Origin of the sequence: Arthrobacter hankyongi (assembly GCF_022012395.1) — a bacterium.
In the GTDB taxonomy this organism is placed as follows: domain Bacteria; phylum Actinomycetota; class Actinomycetes; order Actinomycetales; family Micrococcaceae; genus Crystallibacter; species Crystallibacter hankyongi.
This window is the reverse complement of sequence record NZ_JAKLTQ010000001.1, coordinates 217,620-234,801: the sequence shown is the minus strand read 5'-3', so window position 1 is coordinate 234,801 and position 17,182 is coordinate 217,620. Positions and strand designations below refer to the sequence as shown.

The 17,182-nt window shown below is 69.5% G+C and carries 15 protein-coding genes; 7 read left to right on the top strand and 8 right to left on the bottom strand.

The window, feature by feature from the left end:
• The first annotated feature begins 487 nt into the window (after positions 1-487).
• Positions 488-2,896 carry a DUF2510 domain-containing protein gene (locus tag LVY72_RS01070; RefSeq protein ID WP_237817599.1) on the top strand — a complete coding sequence of 803 codons (2,409 nt, stop codon included), beginning with the start codon at positions 488-490 and terminating at the stop codon, positions 2,894-2,896.
• A 27-nt stretch (positions 2,897-2,923) separates the two neighbouring features.
• On the opposite strand, the gene LVY72_RS01065 is transcribed toward LVY72_RS01070, so the two are convergent.
• Entirely contained in the window at positions 2,924-4,039 is a 1,116-nt protein-coding gene (locus tag LVY72_RS01065; RefSeq protein ID WP_237817598.1) for an IS630 family transposase, read from the bottom strand.
• A gap of 100 nt (positions 4,040-4,139) precedes the next feature.
• Between LVY72_RS01065 and LVY72_RS01060 the strand changes: the two genes are divergently transcribed.
• Positions 4,140-4,472 (top strand): hypothetical protein, encoded by a 333-nt coding sequence (locus LVY72_RS01060; protein ID WP_237817597.1) that lies wholly within the window; start codon positions 4,140-4,142, stop codon positions 4,470-4,472.
• 186 nt (positions 4,473-4,658) lie between these two features.
• On the opposite strand, the gene LVY72_RS01055 is transcribed toward LVY72_RS01060, so the two are convergent.
• Genes LVY72_RS01055 through nirB form a run of 3 tightly spaced genes read right to left on the bottom strand, consistent with a single transcriptional unit; the run spans position 4,659 to position 9,593 of the window.
• Positions 4,659-5,792: a uroporphyrinogen-III synthase gene (locus tag LVY72_RS01055; protein ID WP_237817596.1), complete on the bottom strand. Its 1,134-nt coding sequence runs from the start codon at positions 5,790-5,792 to the stop codon at positions 4,659-4,661.
• Positions 5,789-6,817 carry a uroporphyrinogen-III C-methyltransferase gene (gene cobA / locus LVY72_RS01050; RefSeq protein WP_237817595.1) on the bottom strand — a complete coding sequence of 343 codons (1,029 nt, stop codon included), beginning with the start codon at positions 6,815-6,817 and terminating at the stop codon, positions 5,789-5,791. The genes LVY72_RS01055 and cobA overlap by 4 nt, the downstream gene beginning before the upstream one ends.
• A gap of 28 nt (positions 6,818-6,845) precedes the next feature.
• Positions 6,846-9,593 carry a nitrite reductase large subunit NirB gene (gene nirB / locus LVY72_RS01045; protein ID WP_237817594.1) on the bottom strand — a complete coding sequence of 916 codons (2,748 nt, stop codon included), beginning with the start codon at positions 9,591-9,593 and terminating at the stop codon, positions 6,846-6,848.
• Positions 9,594-9,892: 299 nt separating this feature from the next.
• Here nirB and nirD point away from each other — a divergent pair, with 299 nt between their 5' ends.
• From nirD to LVY72_RS24520, 3 genes are read left to right on the top strand one after another with little or no spacing between them, the layout of a single operon-like run.
• Positions 9,893-10,282, top strand: coding sequence for a nitrite reductase small subunit NirD (nirD, locus tag LVY72_RS01040; protein ID WP_237817593.1), 390 nt, complete (start codon positions 9,893-9,895; stop codon positions 10,280-10,282).
• Positions 10,279-10,857: a sirohydrochlorin chelatase gene (locus LVY72_RS01035; protein ID WP_308190656.1), complete on the top strand. Its 579-nt coding sequence runs from the start codon at positions 10,279-10,281 to the stop codon at positions 10,855-10,857. The genes nirD and LVY72_RS01035 overlap by 4 nt, the downstream gene beginning before the upstream one ends.
• Before the next feature lie 39 nt (positions 10,858-10,896).
• On the top strand, positions 10,897-11,046 hold the full coding sequence (locus LVY72_RS24520) for a hypothetical protein (protein ID WP_308190655.1): 150 nt from the start codon (positions 10,897-10,899) through the stop codon (positions 11,044-11,046).
• Positions 11,047-11,062: 16 nt separating this feature from the next.
• On the opposite strand, the gene LVY72_RS01030 is transcribed toward LVY72_RS24520, so the two are convergent.
• Entirely contained in the window at positions 11,063-12,856 is a 1,794-nt protein-coding gene (locus tag LVY72_RS01030) for a phospho-sugar mutase (RefSeq protein WP_237817592.1), read from the bottom strand.
• 84 nt (positions 12,857-12,940) lie between these two features.
• A complete protein-coding gene (locus tag LVY72_RS01025; protein ID WP_237817591.1) occupies positions 12,941-13,741 on the bottom strand; it encodes a purine-nucleoside phosphorylase in 801 nt (266 codons plus the stop codon).
• A gap of 193 nt (positions 13,742-13,934) precedes the next feature.
• Here LVY72_RS01025 and LVY72_RS01020 point away from each other — a divergent pair, with 193 nt between their 5' ends.
• Together LVY72_RS01020 and LVY72_RS01015 are read left to right on the top strand one after the other, a co-directional pair.
• Positions 13,935-15,338: an NAD(P)H-quinone dehydrogenase gene (locus tag LVY72_RS01020; protein ID WP_237817590.1), complete on the top strand. Its 1,404-nt coding sequence runs from the start codon at positions 13,935-13,937 to the stop codon at positions 15,336-15,338.
• A 137-nt stretch (positions 15,339-15,475) separates the two neighbouring features.
• Positions 15,476-16,336: a response regulator transcription factor gene (locus tag LVY72_RS01015; RefSeq protein ID WP_237817589.1), complete on the top strand. Its 861-nt coding sequence runs from the start codon at positions 15,476-15,478 to the stop codon at positions 16,334-16,336.
• Positions 16,337-16,378: 42 nt separating this feature from the next.
• Here the strand turns inward: LVY72_RS01015 and LVY72_RS01010 are convergent, their stop codons facing one another.
• On the bottom strand, positions 16,379-16,522 hold the full coding sequence (locus LVY72_RS01010; RefSeq protein ID WP_237817588.1) for a hypothetical protein: 144 nt from the start codon (positions 16,520-16,522) through the stop codon (positions 16,379-16,381).
• A gap of 56 nt (positions 16,523-16,578) precedes the next feature.
• Positions 16,579-17,160, bottom strand: a complete 582-nt coding sequence (locus LVY72_RS01005; protein WP_237817587.1) for a hypothetical protein — start codon at positions 17,158-17,160, stop codon at positions 16,579-16,581.
• Positions 17,161-17,182: the final 22 nt, after the last annotated feature.

Here is a 17,182-nt window from a genome sequence, read left to right as displayed (position 1 = left end):
CCGCGCTGCGGCGGGTCCCTGTCTGGACTCCCATCTTTGCATAAAACGGCACTTCGGAAGCCGGGAACCAGGGCTGCTTCGCCGCTTACCAGCCTTGCCCGTTAACGCCGGTCACAACTGCCATTCTCACCTGACCTTGGGAAGGCCTCGAATGGCTTTTCCATGACTTCATTGACCGGTACGATCAGAGAAGGTATATCTCTGGCGGGTCCGCGCTTCGCGAATCCTCGAATCCGAACCGAACGCCATGATGATGGGAACCGTAGAAGTCTCTCGGATCGCTCGACGTCGTCGAAGCGTATGGCGAGGCGGGATTGCGCTATGGATCACCGGACTGTCCTTCACACTGCTGCTCGGTGACGAATTATGGGCAGGCTCTGCGCAGTCCCTCGCATTTGTGGTCTGGCTTCCCGCGGTCGCCGTTGCGTTCGCCCTCGTCCGCCCGCTGCGCACGGGGAACCTCCTCGCCGCCCGGGGAGTCGCCCTCTTGACGGTCATCCTGGGGATCCTGGAACTGCTGCTGGCAGCGCGGTTCGTTGGTCTGGCTGGCCCTGTGACACCCTTCACGGCTCCACTGGCTGCCATCTCTGCTTGGAGTATCCGCGTGCTGGCCGAATCCGCGCGCGCCGGTCTAGGTTCACGAGCGTCGTGGCAGGACACGGCTCTGCTGCGGGTGCTCTCGACTGCCATCGCGGCCGGTGCGCTGGCCCTCATCACCGGCGCGGCGATTGCACAGTCCAACATTCTCCTGCGGGTCGCATCGGAGCCGGCGATTGTCCAGTGGGCGGTGCTTTCACTTTTGCTGGCCGGCTACCTCAATGTGCGCATCATTGTCGACGCGCTGTTTCGGCGACCGGAGCCTCGCGGGTCGAAGCGCGCCGAAGAGTTGGCCGAGGAGCTGGTCGGCACTTGGGAGTCACCCAGCAGGCGCGTGCGCTTCATGTACGGCACGGCTATAGGCGCAGTGGCCGGGGTCTTCTTTGTTACATGGGAGGGCCTCTGGCTGCTCGTGGCTGCGGGGGCCGGACCGATCATCCTGCCGCTGCTAATCGTGCAGGTCCGGCTGGTGTGGCGGTTCGCTGCCGCCTGGATCAGGATGCTCGGGCGATTCCAGCTTGCTGTTCGCAAGTCGAGGTCCGGCGGCTCCGCTGGCGCGCGACCGGACGTGCTTTACCTGCGCTCATTCCCAACTGACCGATGGCGCGTGCGAGCAGAGGCCATCCGATATCCGGCGGGAAAATTTGGGAGGCCGCCGCTCGAAGAAGTACTGCTGAGGCGGCTCTGGGCTGAAGGAACGGTCCTCGCCGCGGAGAACCCCGGCGCCTTCGCTGCCATCACGGGTCCTATCGGAGCCGCGAAATCGAGCTTGCCCGCTGAGAGCTGGCACATCACTTTGGTCCAGTGGATGCGCGATGCCTCGCTCATCGTCGCGGTAGGCGGAACCACTGGTGGTCTGCTCTGGGAGCTCGGGCAGCTCGAACGGCTGGGCCTTCAAGACAGACTGTTCTTCGTGATCCCTCCGGTGCAGCGTAAAATCTGGTGGCGGCCGCGAAGCCGCGGTGATGTGCCAGAAATCACCCAGCACTGGAACGCCGTCTGCCGGATGGTTGACGAGGTCGGCGGAATGACAGTCCCTGCGACGATCGATGTGCGCCGTACACGCGCTGTCGTGCCCGGCGTGGGTGAACACAGCGCATACCTGATCCTCTCGGAGGGAAATCGGGACTTCGACTACGAGGCGGCTGTCGAGGTGGCAGCCTCGATTACCCTTGGCAGACTGCGTCGCCAGGATTCGCACCGGAGCGTCGGTGGCCATGAGCCGGCACCGCCGTCGCCGAGACCATGCGCCGACGACCGGGAATGGCCGGATCTCCCGAAAAAGGTCCGGAAGGCCATGTCGGATGCCCGCCCGGTAACCCGCCACAGGAGCGTCCAGAGCCTGTACCAATTGACGTTTGCTGCAAACCCCGCGGTCAGGATGGCTGCCGTCCGGGGGCTTGAGCGACTCGCGGGCGATCAAAGTGGGCTCGTCTTGATCGCGGCCAGCAAGGCGCTCGCAGCGCTCGGGTCCTCGCCACAGCCGCCTCCGCCGGCACAGGCCAATCCTCCGCCAGCCTTACAAGGCGGACCGCCACGCCGGCCCCTCCGGCAATCCCAGCTGTGGTTGTGGGTCGCCGGCGCAGCGGTCATGGGATCCACTGCTGCCCTTATACTCGCTTTACAGTCCATGAACCGGCCAGTCGAGGACGACCTGCTGCACATTCCCGTCCCTGGGCAGGCTGAGGTCATTATCGACTCCACGGGCAGCTACACCTTGTACTTCGAAGGTCCGGGAGCTACCGACGAGGCTGTAGAACTCCCACCCTTCAGCGTGTCCCTAACATCTAGCGACGGCGGTCAGGACGTTCCGTTCCGTCCCTTCGAAGGCTTCTCGGCCTATTCCATCGGAGGGCATTCCGCACGAGCGATCGGAACCATCGAGATCGACAAGCCGGGGAAGTTTCTCATCCGCGTTTCTGGCGATCCCCAGGCTCCCGGAGGCGACATCACCATCGGACCACATCGAGCGGGTGCCGCCGGCTTGCTTGCGGCATTGACTGCGATGTTTATGCTGCTGGTGTTCATCTGCGGGGTTTGCCTTGCCATTGTTGTCTTGGCGATACGACTGCGGGCTGACCAGATGAAGCCATCCGCTGCCAGACCGCCCGAACCGTGGAAACCTGGGGGGCTGCCGGGGTGGTACACGGATCCAGACGGACGCTACGAGCTGCGGTACTGGGACGGCCAAGCGTGGACCGTCCATATCTTCCAGCGCGGCATCCAAACGGTGGAGCCCGGCCCTGGCTGGCGTGCTCAAGGCTCAACCGGTGAGAAGCCCGCAGAACCTGAGGGCTAGTGGTCATTTTCGTTAATTCGCCGGGGGTTATGCGGGCAGTTGTTCGTGTCGGGCCAGGCGTTTGAGGTAGTTGTTGAGGTCCGCTTTGGTGTATTTCCAGCCGAAGGGTTTGGCAGTGGTGTTGTAGCGGTCCTGGAAGGTGAAGATGCGTTGGGTGAGCTGGTCCAGGCCGGCGAAGTCGGCACCGGTGAGGGCCTTGCGCTGGAGGATGGAGAAGTAGATTTCGACCTGGTTCAGCCAGGAGGCGTGCACGGGCAGGTGGACCAGGACCGCGTTCGGCCAGGCCGCGGCCATGCGCTCAACGGAGGCCTGCCCCTGGTGGGAGGCACCGTTGTCCACTACCCAGAACACCCGGTGCGCGGAGGTATAGGGTCCGGTGGTCATGACCTTCTCCACCAGTTCCGCGAAGGGAGCGATGCCAGTGGTATCGGCAGTCGTGCCGGTGACCTTCGCCCGGTGGACGTCGTAGGCGGCGAAATAGGCCAGCGTTCCGCCGCGGCGGTATCCGAACTCCACCCGCCGGGGGCGGCCCGGGCCCGGCGGGGTGGCGGGATGGATCCGGTGCAGGGCCTGCAGTTGGGACTTCTCGTCGGCGCTGATCACGTACTCGTCCGGGCCCAGGGGTTCTCCGTCCCAGGTCCGGGCGTAGAGGTCCAGCACCCGGGCGGCCTTGGGCCCGAAATCCGGGTCGCGGGGATGAATCCAGCAGCTGTGCTGCCAGGGTTTGATCGCGTCCTCGGCCAGGAACCGGGCCACCGTGGCGGCGCTGATGGACCCCACCACATGCCGGTCGACGGCCTCGTGCGCCAGTTCGGTGACCGACCAGCGCGAGAGGGCCAGCTCCTCCGGCGGCGGGGTGCAGGCCAGGGCCTTGACCAGGGCGACCTGGACCGGGGTGAAGGTGCGCGGGCGCCCGGACCGGGGCAGGTCGGCCAGCCCGTCCGGCCCGCCGGAGGCGAAGCGTTTGCGCCATTTGCGCACCGTGTCCGGGTGCACGCCCAGGTCCCTGGCGATCACCGCGTTCGGGTCCCCGCGGGCCGCGGCCAGCACGATCCTGGCCCGCAGAACGTCCCGCTGCCGGGTGCGCCCCGCGGCTACCAGTACCCTCAGCTCCTCTTCCCGGGCATCGGTCAGGACAATCACAAACGGACTGGAAACCCTCACGCCTTCCGTTATCCGCCCGGCCGGTGCGACAGGGCAAGACCCCTGCCGCACCGGCGGGCACCGGGGCACAATGGTCCCCATGGCCAGGATCCCGGACTCTACCAAGACCTCCCTGCACCAACGGCTTACCGCCCGCGCCAGGGAGCGCTGGCCGCAGATCGACCGGATCCAGACCCGCTTCCGGGGCGGGTTCGCCTACGTCGACGCGGCCCTGCCCGGCGGGGAAACGCTCAGGCTCTGCCGGCTGCGCTACACCGGCTACGCCAACGACTGGGGCTTCGCCATCTGGCGGGCCAGCCACGACGACTACGAAGACTCCTGGCTGCCCGACGGAATGCCGTCCGGCACCGCCGAACAGGCCCTCGACACCGCCTGCGGCCTCTACCTGGCCGACCCCACCGCCTGGACCTGAACCCCCGACGAACTAACGAAAATACCCACTAGCGCTGCGTACTTTAAGCAGATCAACAAAGCGGCGGCACAGTGTCCGGGTCGGCGGCGCGGCCGGGCGCACGCCGGGTCTTCGGCCTGAGAACAGCCTCCCGGAATCCAAGCCGGCCTTCCGCGAATCTAAGCCTCCAAAGCGGAACGAGCAGCACTACACGTTCAGCCGGTAGCCGCGCTTGACCACCGTCGTGACCAGGCGCGGGTCCGGCAGGGACTGGCGCAGCCGGCTGACCGCCATGTCCAGGGCGTTCTCCGCCGTCGCGTCCGGCAGGCAGCCGGCCATCGCGTCGCGGGTCAGCACGGCTCCACCGGCCGCGGCCAGCTCGCGGAACAGGACCATCGGCGCGGGGGAGAGGTCCGCCCGCGCGCCGTCCAGCAGGACGGACCGGCCGCGGATCTGCACCTCGCCGAGGGCAGTGGCATAGCGGGCCACCAGGTGTGCGGAAATGTGCTCGACCACCAGCCGGATCAGGGCACCCATGCGGTGCCGCTCCGGCATGATCGGCCGGATGCCGGCGTCGATCAGCGGCTGGGCGGTGACCGGACCCACGGCCGCGGCCACCACGCCGCCGCGGAAGGCCTCGACGAGTTCTCCATGCAGGCCCATCTCGTGGGCGGTGCTGCACAGGGCGTCCACCGCCGGGGCGCTGGTGAAGGTGACCACGTCCAGCCGGCGGCCGCAGACTGCCTCGATCAGCCGCGGCACCTTGTCCTCGGCACCTTCCGGCTTCACCCACCGGTAGGGTGTCACTGTCAGCACCCTGGCACCGGCGCCGCGCAGCCGTTCGAGCTGGCAGGCGTCCGAATAGCCATGCTGCTGGACCGCGATGGTGGTGCCGCGCACGCCCTCGTCCAAGAGCAGGTCCACCACCGAGGCGGTGCGCTCGTCGTGGCTGATGCCCGCGTCGTCCAGCCCGGCCGCGCGGACCGCGCCGCGGGCCTTGGGGCCGCGGACATAGATCCGGGACCGGTCGAGCACCTCCGTTAATTCCTCGCCGACGCCGGCCGCGTCCGCTGCCTCAAACCAGCGCCGCATCCCGTACGCAGTGGTGATCACGCTGATATCCGGGCCGGCGGCCAGCACCTCTGCGGTGTCCTCAAGCAGTTGGCGGTCCTGTTCCACCGGGGCGATCTTCAAGGCCGGGGCGTGCATCACGGTGGCTCCGCGGCGTTCCAGCGCCTCGATCAGGTCCGATGACCGCCGGTCGGAGGTGACCCCGATCCGGAAGCCGGTCAGCGATCCGGTGTCCGGCGCCGCCAGCGGTACTGCCGTCGGCGTGTTCATACTGCCTCCAGCCGGCCGGCGAGTCCGGCCAGCTGCGCGGCCTGCTCGCGGCAGCTGCCTGCCTGGCGCACCACCTCGCCGATGACCAGCACGGCAGGGGACTTGCAGCGCGCCGTGGCCGCAGCGGTCACGATGTCGGCCAGATCCGAGACTGTGGTGCGCTGGGAATCGCTGTAGCCGCGTTCAACGACGGCCACCGGCATGTCCGCGCGCATGCCGGCCCGGCGCAGGCCGGCGGCCAGCTGCGGCAGCGTCCCCACTCCCATCAGCACCACGATGGTGCCGCCGAGTCCGGCCAGGTGGGTGTGTTCCTCCTCGGTCAGCGGTGCGTGCCCGGACACAACGGTGAACATCCGGCTGACCTCGCGGTGCGTGACCGGGATGCCGGCCGCCGCCGGAACCGCGATGGCGCTGGTGACCCCGGAGACCACGCTGACCGGCACGCCGGCCTCGGCGCAGCTGGCCACTTCCTCGCCGCCGCGGCCGAAGACGAAGGGGTCACCGCCCTTAAGCCGGACCACATTGTTGCCTGCCCGGGCGGACTCGATCATCAGCCGCTCGATCTCGGACTGCCCCACCGGATGGTGGCCCGGGCGCTTCCCGACGTCCACCAGTTCGGCGCCGGGGGCCAGTCGGTCCAGGCTCCGGTGCGGGGCCAGCCGGTCGTAGAAAACGACGTCGGCCTCGCGCAGCGCCGCCAGGGCCCCGGCCGTGAGCAGGTCCTCGGTGCCTGGACCGCCGCCCACCAGCGTCACCTGCCCGCCGGGCACAGCGGCCGGCTCGCGCACCAGCAGCACGCCGTGCCGCCGGCAGGCCGCCGGCAGCGCAGCCCAGCCGCCGTCGCCGTCGTCGATGGCGGCCACCAGCACGACGCCGTCGAGCAGGCCGGGACTGAAGTCCGCCGGGGAGGTGAGCGTGCGCACGGTGGCACCGCTGGTGCGGAAGCGGCGGACCGCGCGGCGGGCGGCCGCGGCGTTGCCGGCGACCAGGACCGTCTGGCCGGTCAGGTCTGCGGTGAGGTTCATGGGGACTCCTTCGGGACGGCGGGGCTGGTCAGTCGGCGGGACGGAGGGGGATGGAGGCGCCCAGCAGCACCGGGCCGGACCCGGCGGCTGCCGCCGCCACCTCATCCTCGGTGGCGGGCCGGATCATGCCGCGCTCGCGGATGTTGAGGATGGAGCCGTCCGCCTCCTGCGGGGCGTTGACGAAGGAGCGGAACCGGCGCAGCCGCTCCGGGTCCTTCAGCGTCGCGGCCCACTCGTCCTCGTAGTTCTCCACGTGGCGTGACATCGCCGCTTCCAGGTCCCCGGCGATGCCGAGGTTGTCGTCGACGACCACGTCGCGGACATGCCCGATGCCGCCATCGAGCTCCTCCACCCAGCGGGCGGTGCGCTGCAGCCGGTCCGCGGTGCGGATGTAGTACATCAGGTAGCGGTCGATGTACTTGACCAAGGTTTCGTCGTCCAGATCCTTGGCCAGCAGCTGGGCGTGGGCCGGAGTGGCCCCGCCGTTGCCGCCGACATACAGGTTCCAGCCGTCCGCGGTGGCAATCACGCCCACGTCCTTGCCGCGGGCCTCGGCGCATTCGCGGGCGCAGCCGGAGACGCCGATCTTGAGCTTGTGCGGCGAGCGCAGGCCGCGGTAGCGCAGCTCCAGGTTGATGGCCATGGACACCGAGTCCTGGACCCCGTACCGGCACCAGGTCGAGCCGACGCAGGACTTCACGTTGCGCAGTGCCTTGCCGTAGGCGTGGCCGGACTCGAAGCCGGCCTCCACCAGTTCCCGCCAGATTTCCGGCAGCTGCTCGAGCCGGGCGCCGAACATGTCGATCCGCAGCGCGCCGGTGATCTTGGTGTAGAGGCCGTACTTTTCGGCCACCCGGGCAATGACGCCGAGCTTCTCCGGGGTGATTTCGCCACCGGGGATGCGCGGGACCACCGAGTAGGTGCCGTTCTTCTGCATATTGGCCAGCGCGCGGTCGTTGGTGTCCTGCAGGATGCCGCGGCCGCCGTCAAGCAGGTAGGAGCCGTGCTGGGAGGCGAGGATGGAGCCGAGCACCGGCTTGCAGATGTCGCAGCCGAGCGGGGCGGCGGCCGCCGGCGTGCCGGCATCGGTGACGGTCTGGACCGGGGTGCCGAAGCGGGCCAGGATCTCCTCGGCCGAAGTCAGCTCCAGCGCCCGGACGGCTTCGAACAGTTCGGCGCGGGACATGGTGAAGTGCTCGCAAAGCGCCTTCGAGACGGCGATCCCGGACTTGGCCAGTTCGGTTTCGAGCAGTTTCTTGAGCATCGGCACGCAGGAGCCGCACTGGGTGCCGGCCCGGGTGCAGGCCTTGAGCCCGCCGAGGTCCTGCACCGGATCCTGGCCTTCGCAGCTGCCACAGCCGTTGACCGCTTCCCGGATGCTGCCGGCGGCGACGTTGTTGCAGGAGCAGAGCACCGCGTCGTCCGGCAACTCCGTGTCCGGCGCGTCTCCGCCGCCGGCAGCGGAGAGGTAGGCACCCGGCTCGGCCGGCAGCTCGCGGCCCAGCAGCGGGCGCAGCGAGGTGTAGGGTGCGGCATCGCCGACGAAGATGCCGCCCAGCAGCGTCCGGGCGTCGTCGGTGACCACGAGCTTCTGGTACACCCCGCGGGCCGGGTCCGCGTAGACGATTTCCAGCGCGCCGGGGGTCCGGGCGAAGGCGTCGCCGAAGCTGGCCACGTCCACGCCGGAAAGTTTGAGCTTGGTGGCGGTGTCGAAGCCGGTGAAGGCCGCATCGCCGCCGTGCAGGCGGTCCGCGACGATTTCGGCCATGGTATTGGCCGGGGCGACCAGGCCCACGCACATGCCGCCGAAGTTGGCGACCTCGCCGATCGCCCAGATGTGCTCGACGTCGGTGGCGCAGCTTGCGTCGATCACGATGCCGCCGCGGGTACCCATCCGGAAAACGGGGACGAAGTCTTCGTCGCCAAGGTCCTCTGTCTTGATGCCTGCGGCCGCTGCGGCCTCGGCTTTGGCTCGGTGGTTCACGGTGCGGGCAATCTCGTCGCGTGGCCGGACGCCGATGGAGACCACCACCAGGTCCGCATCGATGACCCGGCCGTCGGCCATTTCGACGCCGGTGACCTGGGTCCCGCCGTCGGCCCCGGTTTCGGCGAGCACGGCGGCGGGATAGACACCGCCGTGGACCTCCAGGCCCTTGGCCGCGATGAGGCGGCCCATGGCCTGACCGGCGCCCTCGTCCAGTTGGGTGCCCATCAGCCACTTGCCGCCGTCGATCACCACCGGGTTGGCGCCGAGGCCCTGCAGGCCCGCGGCGGCTTCCAGGCCCAGCAGGCCCCCGCCGACGGTGACGGCGTTGATGGTCCGGCCCAGCCTGGCAGTCAGCTCCGACACCTTGCGGTTGATCGACCAGACGTCCTCGAGCGTGCGGTAGACGCTGGTGTGTTCGTGGCCCGGGATCGGCAGGGTGGCGGCGTTGGACCCGGTGGCGAGCACCAGTTCGTCGTAGCCGAAACGGGCACCGTTTGCGGTGATGACCGCCTGGGCCTCGAGGTCGATGTCCACGGCGCGGGCGCCGGTGACCAGCGTGATGCCGTCCTGGTCCCAGAGCGACTTTCCGCCCAGGGTCAGGTCCACCTCGGTGTCGGTCAGCGCCTTGCTCAGGGACACCCGGTCGTAGGGCAGGTGGATCTCCTCGGTCAGCACGGTGATGGCAAAGGTGCCGTTGGCGACGGCGCCCCGGGAAGACATGGCTTCGACAAAGCGGTGGGCGGCGGGGCCGCCGCCGACGACGACAATCCTGCGGGTGTTCTGGGTCATGGCGGGCCTTTCGGATGCGGGTCATTGCCGGAACTTGGCCTCCAGCCTAGGAAACGGCCGTTGCCTGCCGATTGCCCTTCTGTTTCTTCCGGTTGACATTTGACTGGGTAAACCCGGGGGCGGGCGTGAGGATCCTGAAACGTGCCCGAAACAATTCCCGCGGCCATCACCGGACCGGCCGGGGGCGGTGAGCCGCGTTTTACTTCCGCGTTACGCCGCTGCGGGCCCGCCGAAACATCGGTTTCCTAACGTTGTGGCATATCTGCTGATTCCTATCCGCTACCAGAACGGGGACCACGATGACCGTAATGATTTCTCCCGAGACACTGTCCGCCGTGGACGGGATCCAGTGGCACCGCGTCTGTCAGGTGGACGACCTCGAACCCTGCTGGGGCGAAGCAGCGCTGGTGGCCGGCCGGCAGCTGGCCCTGTTCCGGATCTCGGATTCCGAGGTCTATGCGGTGGACCAGCGGGACCCGGCCACCGGAGCCTACGTGATGGCCCGCGGCATCGTGGGCAGCTCCGGTCCCCGCGCGACCATTGCCTCGCCGCTGCATAAAGAGGTCTACCTGCTCGAGACCGGCGAGTGCCTGGCCGGCCCGGAGCATTACCTGCCCGCCTATCCGGTCCGGATCGAGGACGGCGCCGTCGTCGTAGGCCTGGCAGCGGCCCGCGGCGGGGCGGCATGACTGCCCCCGCACCGGCGACGGCCGGTGCACCGGCGGCCCGCGGGCCGCGGGGCGGACTGACCGGCACCACCACCTTGGTCGCGGCATCGCACGGCACCTCCTCGCCCGCCGGGCAGGCCGCGATCGCCGCGCTGGTCCGCGCCGTGGCCCGGCGCCGGCCGGACCTGGACGTGGCCGAGGCCTACGTGGACGTGCAGCAGCCCGATGTGCCCACCGTGCTGGCAGGGCTGCAGGACAAGGCCCGGGTGGTGCCGCTGCTGCTGTCCGCCGGCTACCACGTGCATGTCGATCTCGCCGCGGCGGCTGAAGCACAGCCCGGGACCACCGTGAGCGGGGCGCTGGGGCCGGACGGCCGGCTGGTCCGGGTGCTGGCCCGGCGGCTGCAGCAGGCCGGGCTGCGCCGCGCCGACCGCGTGGTTTTGGCCTGCGCCGGCTCCACGGATGAACGTGCGGTGGCGGACTGCGGGCAGATGGCCGCGGAGCTGGCGCAGTTCATCGGCCAGCCGGTCGCTGCCGGCTACATCTCGGCCACACGGCCGGCGCTGAAGGACGCCGTCGCGGCCGAGCAGGAGTAGATCGCCCGGCGTGGCCTTCGGGCCGCGGGCGCCCGGGTGGTGGTGGCCAGCTATTTGCTCGCGCCGGGCTATTTCGCCTCGCTGGCCGCCGGCTGCGGCGCCGACGTGGTGGCCCGGCCGCTGCTGGTACCCGATGAGGAACCTCTGGCGGACCTGGTCAACCTGGTGCTGGACCGTTTTGACCGCTGACCGCGCCGGTGGCCGGCTACAGCCCCAGCGCGTCGCTGATATCTTCGCGGATCAGTTCGATCGTGCCGCCGATCTCCGCATGCACCTGCTCCAGCAGGTCTGCCGCCGGGACCGGCCGGATGACCTCGATGTAGCACTTGAGCTTCGGCTCGGTGCCGCTGGGCCGGATGATCACCCGCGAATCGTCGCGGGTCAGGTACTGCAGTCCCTCGGTCGGCGGTAGCCCGGCACTGCCTTCGGTCAGGTCCACGATGCTGGTTACCGCAGATCCGCCGAAGGATTCGGGCGGGCTGTCCCGCAGCCGCTTCATCATGGCATCGAGCAGGTCCAGGCTGCCGACCCGGACGGAGAGCTGGTCCGTGGCGTGGACGCCGTGGGCCAGCTGCAGCTCGTCCAGGTCGGTGCGCAGTTCCCGGCCTGCCGCCAAGGCATCGGCAGCCATCTCCGCGGCCAGCAGAGCCGCGGAGATGCCGTCCTTGTCCGTGACCAGATCCGGCGCCACGCAGTAGCCCAGGGCTTCCTCGTAGCCGTACGCCAACTGTGGCACCCGGGCGATCCACTTGAACCCGGTCAGGGTCTGCACATGCTTGAGCCCGGCAGCCGCGGCGATCTTGCCCAGTAGCCGGGAGGAGACGATCGAATTGGCAAAAACCGCAGTGGCCGCGTCCTCCGCAGGACCGGTGTCCTCGGTGGGGGCGCCCCCGGGGGTCCCGGCGGCCCGGAGCCGCGCCACCATGTGGGCGCCGAGCAGCGCGCCCGTTTCGTCGCCGCGGAGCATCGCCCAGCGGCCGGTTTCCGGGACCTTCAGCGCCACCGCGAGGCGGTCTGCGTCCGGGTCGTTGGCCAGCACGATATCCGCCTGGAGTTCCTCGGCTGCCGCCAGGGCCAGATCCAGGGCACCGGCTTCCTCGGGATTGGGGAACGCCACGGTGGGGAAGTCCGGATCCGGGTCCGCCTGGGCCTGGACCGGGTGCAGGTCGGTGAAGCCGGCCTGGCGGAGCACGGCCGCCAGCGTCCTGCCGCCGACGCCGTGCAGGGGAGTGAGCACGATCTTCAGCTTCCGGTGCGGGAACAGGTCCGGCCGCGCGACGCCGGCCACCGCCTCCACATAGGCGTCCTCGATCGATCCGGGCTCGCCGGAGGCGGGCAGCAGTTCCCAGCCCGAGGGCGCCAGCGGGATCGTTTCCAACGCCGCGGCATAGTCGATCCGGGCCGCGATGGCGGCGTCGTACGGGGGCACGATCTGCGCCCCCCGGCCTTCGCCGGGTACCACGCGGCCGCCGAGGTAGACCTTGTAGCCGTTGTCCTGCGGCGGATTGTGGCTGGCCGTGACCATGACGCCGGCGTCGCAGTCCAGCGCCTTGACCGCGTAGGCGAGCACCGGCGTCGGCAGCGCCGCCGGCAGCAGGAAGGCCTGCAGCCCCAGGGCCGTGAAGACGGCGGCGGATTCGGTGGCGAAGGCGGCCGAATTGTGCCGGGCATCGTAGCCGACCACCACCCGGGGGACGTAGCTGCCGCCGGCGGTGTCCAGCAGGAACTTCGCCAGGCCTGCCGCGGTGCGCCTGACTACCACCCGGTTCATCCGTCCGGGACCGGCCCCGAGGGCCGCGCGCAGGCCCGCGGTGCCGAAGGCGAGGGTCCCGGCGAAACGGTCCGCCAGATCGGCCTGCGCCGCGGCAGCGGGCTGGCCGTCCCCGGCCGCCCGGTCGATCAGTTCGCGCAGCTCCGCGGCGGTCTGTGGGTCCGGGTCCGCGGCGAGCCAGGCCTCGGCGGCGGCGAGGAGTTCCAAGGGGGCGGGGGACGATGTCATCGGGCTACCTGCGGGTGGTCGGCGCCGGATGCTCCGGCGGGCGGATGGGCGTAAGTGGGCGGAGGCTGCGGGAACGCCGTACTCCTATAGCTTGGCAATAATGCCCGCCAGGAGTTGGGAGATGCGCGGACCGGCGGCAGCACCGGCCGCCAGTACCTCCTCGTGGCTCAGCGGCACCGGACTGATGCCGGCGGCCAGATTGGTGACCAATGAGATCCCAAAGACCTCCATGCCCGCATGCCGGGCGGCAATCGCCTCCAGCGCGGTGGACATGCCCACCAGGTCGGCGCCGATCCGCTTGGCGTACTGGACCTCGGCCGGGGTTTCGTAGTGCGGGCCGGGGAACTGCGCATAGACGCCTTCGTCCAGGCCGGGATCCACCTCCCGGGCGATGGCGCGGATGCGTGCCGAATACAGGTCGGTCAGGTCCACGAAGGTCGCCCCCTCCAGCGGGGAGGCCGCGGTGAGGTTGATGTGGTCGCTGATCAGCACCGGTGTGCCCGGGGCCCAGTCCGGGTTCAGGCCGCCGCAGCCGTTGGTCAGCACCAGCGTCCGGCAGCCGGCCGCTGCCGCGGTGCGCACCCCGTGGACGACGGCGCGCACCCCCTTGCCTTCGTAGTAATGGGTGCGTGCGCCCAGGACCAGGGCCCGATTGCCGTCAGTGGTCAGGATGGAGCTGACGGTACCGGTATGGCCTTCGACGGCGGGGGCGGCGAAGCCGGGGATCCGGTCCGCCGGCAGCGAATGGGTCGCCTCGCCGATCAGCCCGGCCGCCCCGCCCCAGCCGGAGCCGAGGACCAGGGCGACGTCGTGGCTGGCCACACCGGTCTCGGCGGCAATAAAGGCGGCGGCCTCGGCAGCCAGATTAAAAGGGTCAGTAGTCACAGCACCCAGCCTACCGGCGAGGGCCCCACAACGAGCGCAGCGAGTTGCGGGCAGCCGGGAGGCGCTACCGGCGAGGGCCCCACAACGAGCGCAGCGAGTTGCGGGCAGCCGGGAGGCGCTACCTGCTGGTACTGCAGGCCTCCACAGCGGGGGCAGGTTGAGGCGCCGGTCCGGCATGCGACAGAATGAACTGGTGACGACACAGATAGATTTCAGCGCCCCGCGTTTTGTCATTCTCGGTGGAGGCCCCGGCGGTTACGAAGCCGCCTCGGTGGCCAACTCGCTCGGGGCGAAGGTGACCGTCATCGAACGCCAGGGCATGGGTGGCTCCGCCGTGCTCACCGACGTCGTGCCGTCCAAGACCCTGATCGCCACCGCGGACGCCATGCGCCGGGTGGCCGGCGCGCACGACCTCGGCGTGCGCTTCGATGCCGAGGCGAAGGCCGCCTACGCGGACATGCGCACGGTCAACGAGCGCCTGCTCAAGCTGGCCGAAACCCAGTCCGCCGATATCCGCCGCGGGCTGGAGCGTGCCGGGGTGAACATCATCACCGGCGAGGGGCGCCTGCTGGACGCCAACACCATCAGCGTCCGGACCGAGAGCGGCGAGCAGACGGTGGAAGCCGACGCCGTCCTGATCGCCACCGGCGCCACGCCGCGCGAACTGCCCTCGGCGAAGTTCGACGGTGAACGGATCCTGAACTGGACGCAGCTCTACAACATGACCTCGGTCCCCGAGCATCTGATCGTCATCGGCTCGGGCGTCACCGGCGCCGAGTTCGCCTCGGCCTACCGGATGCTCGGGACCAAGGTGACCCTGGTCTCCTCCCGCGACCGGGTGCTGCCGGGCGAAGACGCGGATGCCGCCCAGGTGCTCGAAGACGTCTTCGCGCGCAGCGGCATGACGGTGTTGTCCAAGTCCCGCGCCGCCGCGGTGGACCGCACCGGGGACGGGGTCCGGGTCACGCTCTCGGACGGGCGCACGGTGGACGGCTCGCACTGCCTGGTCGCCGTCGGCTCGATTCCCAATACGGAGGGCATCGGGCTGGAAGCCGCAGGTGTCGCGGTGTCCGAGAGCGGGCACATCAAGGTGGACGGCGTCTCGCGCACCACCGCGCCGAACATCTATGCCGCCGGCGATTGCACGGGTGTGCTCGCCCTGGCCTCGGTGGCCGCCATGCAGGGCCGGATTGCGGTGGCGCATCTGCTCGGGGACTCGGTGACGCCGCTGAAGCTCAAGCGGGTCGCCTCCAACATCTTCACCAGCCCGGAGATTGCCACCGTGGGGGTGACCGAGGAAGATGTCGCGGCGGGGAAGTACCAGGGCGACATCATCAAGCTCTCGCTGACCACCAATCCGCGGGCCAAGATGATGAATGTCACAGAAGGCTTCGTCAAGATCATCGCGCGCCGCGGCTCGGGTACCGTCATCGGCGGCGTCGTGGTCGCCCCGCGCGCGTCCGAGCTGATCTTCCCGATTGCCCTTGCCGTCACGCAGAAGCTGCATGTGGACGATGTGGCGAACACCTTCACCGTCTACCCGTCGCTGACCGGTTCCATCTCCGAGGCTGCCCGCCGGCTGCACGTGCACCTTTAGCAGTACAGGGACCTGCGCGGCGGGCCGGGCTCCTTGCCCGGATCCGGGTTCCGGCCGCGCTAGAATCTGAAGTAATCGGGCCGGTGAATCGTTTTGACACAGCCGGCGTGCAGCGTATGCCATGAGTGGGGGAATTGATGGCCGACCAGCGGGTTGCCGTGGTGGTGGAGGACGACGCGGATATCCGCGACCTGATCTCCGTAGTGCTGGGGAGTTCCGGCTTCGAGGTCGTCGTGGCGCCCACAGGCACCGCGGGGATCGAAGCCGTCCGCGAGCACCGGCCGGCCATTATTACGCTGGACTTGAGCCTGCCGGATATCGACGGCTTTGAGGTGGCCCGCCAGGTGCGCCAGTTCAGTGACGCCTACATCATCATGCTGACCGCCCGTGCGGAGGAACTCGATACCCTGCTGGGCCTGGAATCAGGTGCCGACGACTACCTGACCAAGCCGTTCCGGCCGCGCGAACTGCGGGCCCGGGTCACGGCCATGCTCCGCCGCCCCCGCAGCGGACAACCGGCAACCTCCGGGCCGGACGTCCGGCTGGAAAACCCGGCGGCCGCCGCGCCCGTCCCGGTGCCGGAAGCCGCACCCGTGTCCGCCCCGGCGGCGCCCGTGCCCGGGTACAGCAGCCCGGTGCCGGCCCCGGCCGAGGCCGGGGCGCCGGAGGGGATTCTGGAACACAACGGCCTGACCATCAACCGCCGCAGCCGGCGGGCGACCATCGGGGGCGCCACCGTGGACCTGACCCGCACCGAGTTCGACCTGCTGGATGCCCTGATGGAAGGCGGGCGGGTGGTCCGCAGCAAGGCGGAGCTGGCCCGGCGGGTCAAGGTGGACTCCTACGACGGCGGGGCCTACGGTTCCGCGGTGAACGTGCGCACCATCGATGTGCACATGGCCAACCTCCGCCGGAAGCTGGGGGAGGATCCGGAGCTGCCGCGCTGGATCAAGACGGTCGGCGGGGTCGGCTACTGCCTGGCTCCCAAGCGCGGCTGAGGCCTGCGGCGTAACTTCCCTTGTAGTGCGCTGGGACGGACGTCAGGCGATGGTCAGGGTCTGGATCAGCCGCCAGCCCTCGGGAACCTGGCCTTCGAGGGCGGCTTTGGCATCGGCGTAGGTTTCGCCTTCCGCTTCGAGTTCCTTGACTTCCAGCGGGGCGATTTTTCCGATGACCTTGACCACCCGTCCAGCCTACAGCCGGATTGCGCCGCACCCCGGAAGCGCAGCCGTGGTGCTGCTCACGCCGGGGGCCGGTGCCGGCCCCGGCTGTTCCACACCAGGGTTTGCCCGCGCGAGCCAGTGGACACCTCGGTGAAGGAGGGCGGGAACGGTGCGGTGAGCTGCTGGGTTTCCGGCCACTGATCGTCCTCCGACTCCGCCAGCAGCGCCGGGTCCATGTTGAAGATCACCGCCCAGGTATCGATTCCGGCGGAGAACCGGGCCAGGATCTTCTCGATCAGGACCAGCTCCAGCCCGGTGCCCTCGGCGATCGGGGCCACCTTGATGTCGGCGAAGGCGATCAGCCGCCCGACCTCCTCGTCCCGCAGCGCACCGTTCTCGCCGATCGCTTCGATGGCCGCAATCATGGCGATCGCATAGTCTTCCGACATGGCCTCCAGCACCGCCTGCGGGTCCGTGGGGTGGATGACACAGAATTCGGTGCTCGCCAGCCCCTCGGCCGGTGCGGTCAGGTCCGAGCGCGACAGCCGCGACCACCACCCCTGCACCAGGCCCACGTCGGGTTCGCCGCCGTCGTCGGCAATGTCGCTGGCGATGTAGCTGACGGTCAGGAACTCATCCTCGGTTTCGAAGGGGAGCATGGCTGCTGCGGCCGGCGGGCCG

Excerpts from the sequence above, each read along its gene's own strand:
- LVY72_RS01055 (WP_237817596.1), bottom strand. The coding sequence starts at position 5,792 with ATGAACACGCCGACGGCAGTACCGCTGGCGGCGCCGGACACCGGATCG.
- LVY72_RS01060 (WP_237817597.1), top strand. The coding sequence starts at position 4,140 with ATGGCCAGGATCCCGGACTCTACCAAGACCTCCCTGCACCAACGGCTT.
- cobA (WP_237817595.1), bottom strand. The coding sequence starts at position 6,817 with ATGAACCTCACCGCAGACCTGACCGGCCAGACGGTCCTGGTCGCCGGC.
- LVY72_RS01005 (WP_237817587.1), bottom strand. The coding sequence starts at position 17,160 with ATGCTCCCCTTCGAAACCGAGGATGAGTTCCTGACCGTCAGCTACATC.
- LVY72_RS01015 (WP_237817589.1), top strand. The coding sequence starts at position 15,476 with ATGGCCGACCAGCGGGTTGCCGTGGTGGTGGAGGACGACGCGGATATC.
- LVY72_RS01035 (WP_308190656.1), top strand. The coding sequence starts at position 10,279 with ATGACTGCCCCCGCACCGGCGACGGCCGGTGCACCGGCGGCCCGCGGG.
- nirD (WP_237817593.1), top strand. The coding sequence starts at position 9,893 with ATGACCGTAATGATTTCTCCCGAGACACTGTCCGCCGTGGACGGGATC.
- LVY72_RS01030 (WP_237817592.1), bottom strand. The coding sequence starts at position 12,856 with ATGACATCGTCCCCCGCCCCCTTGGAACTCCTCGCCGCCGCCGAGGCC.
- nirB (WP_237817594.1), bottom strand. The coding sequence starts at position 9,593 with ATGACCCAGAACACCCGCAGGATTGTCGTCGTCGGCGGCGGCCCCGCC.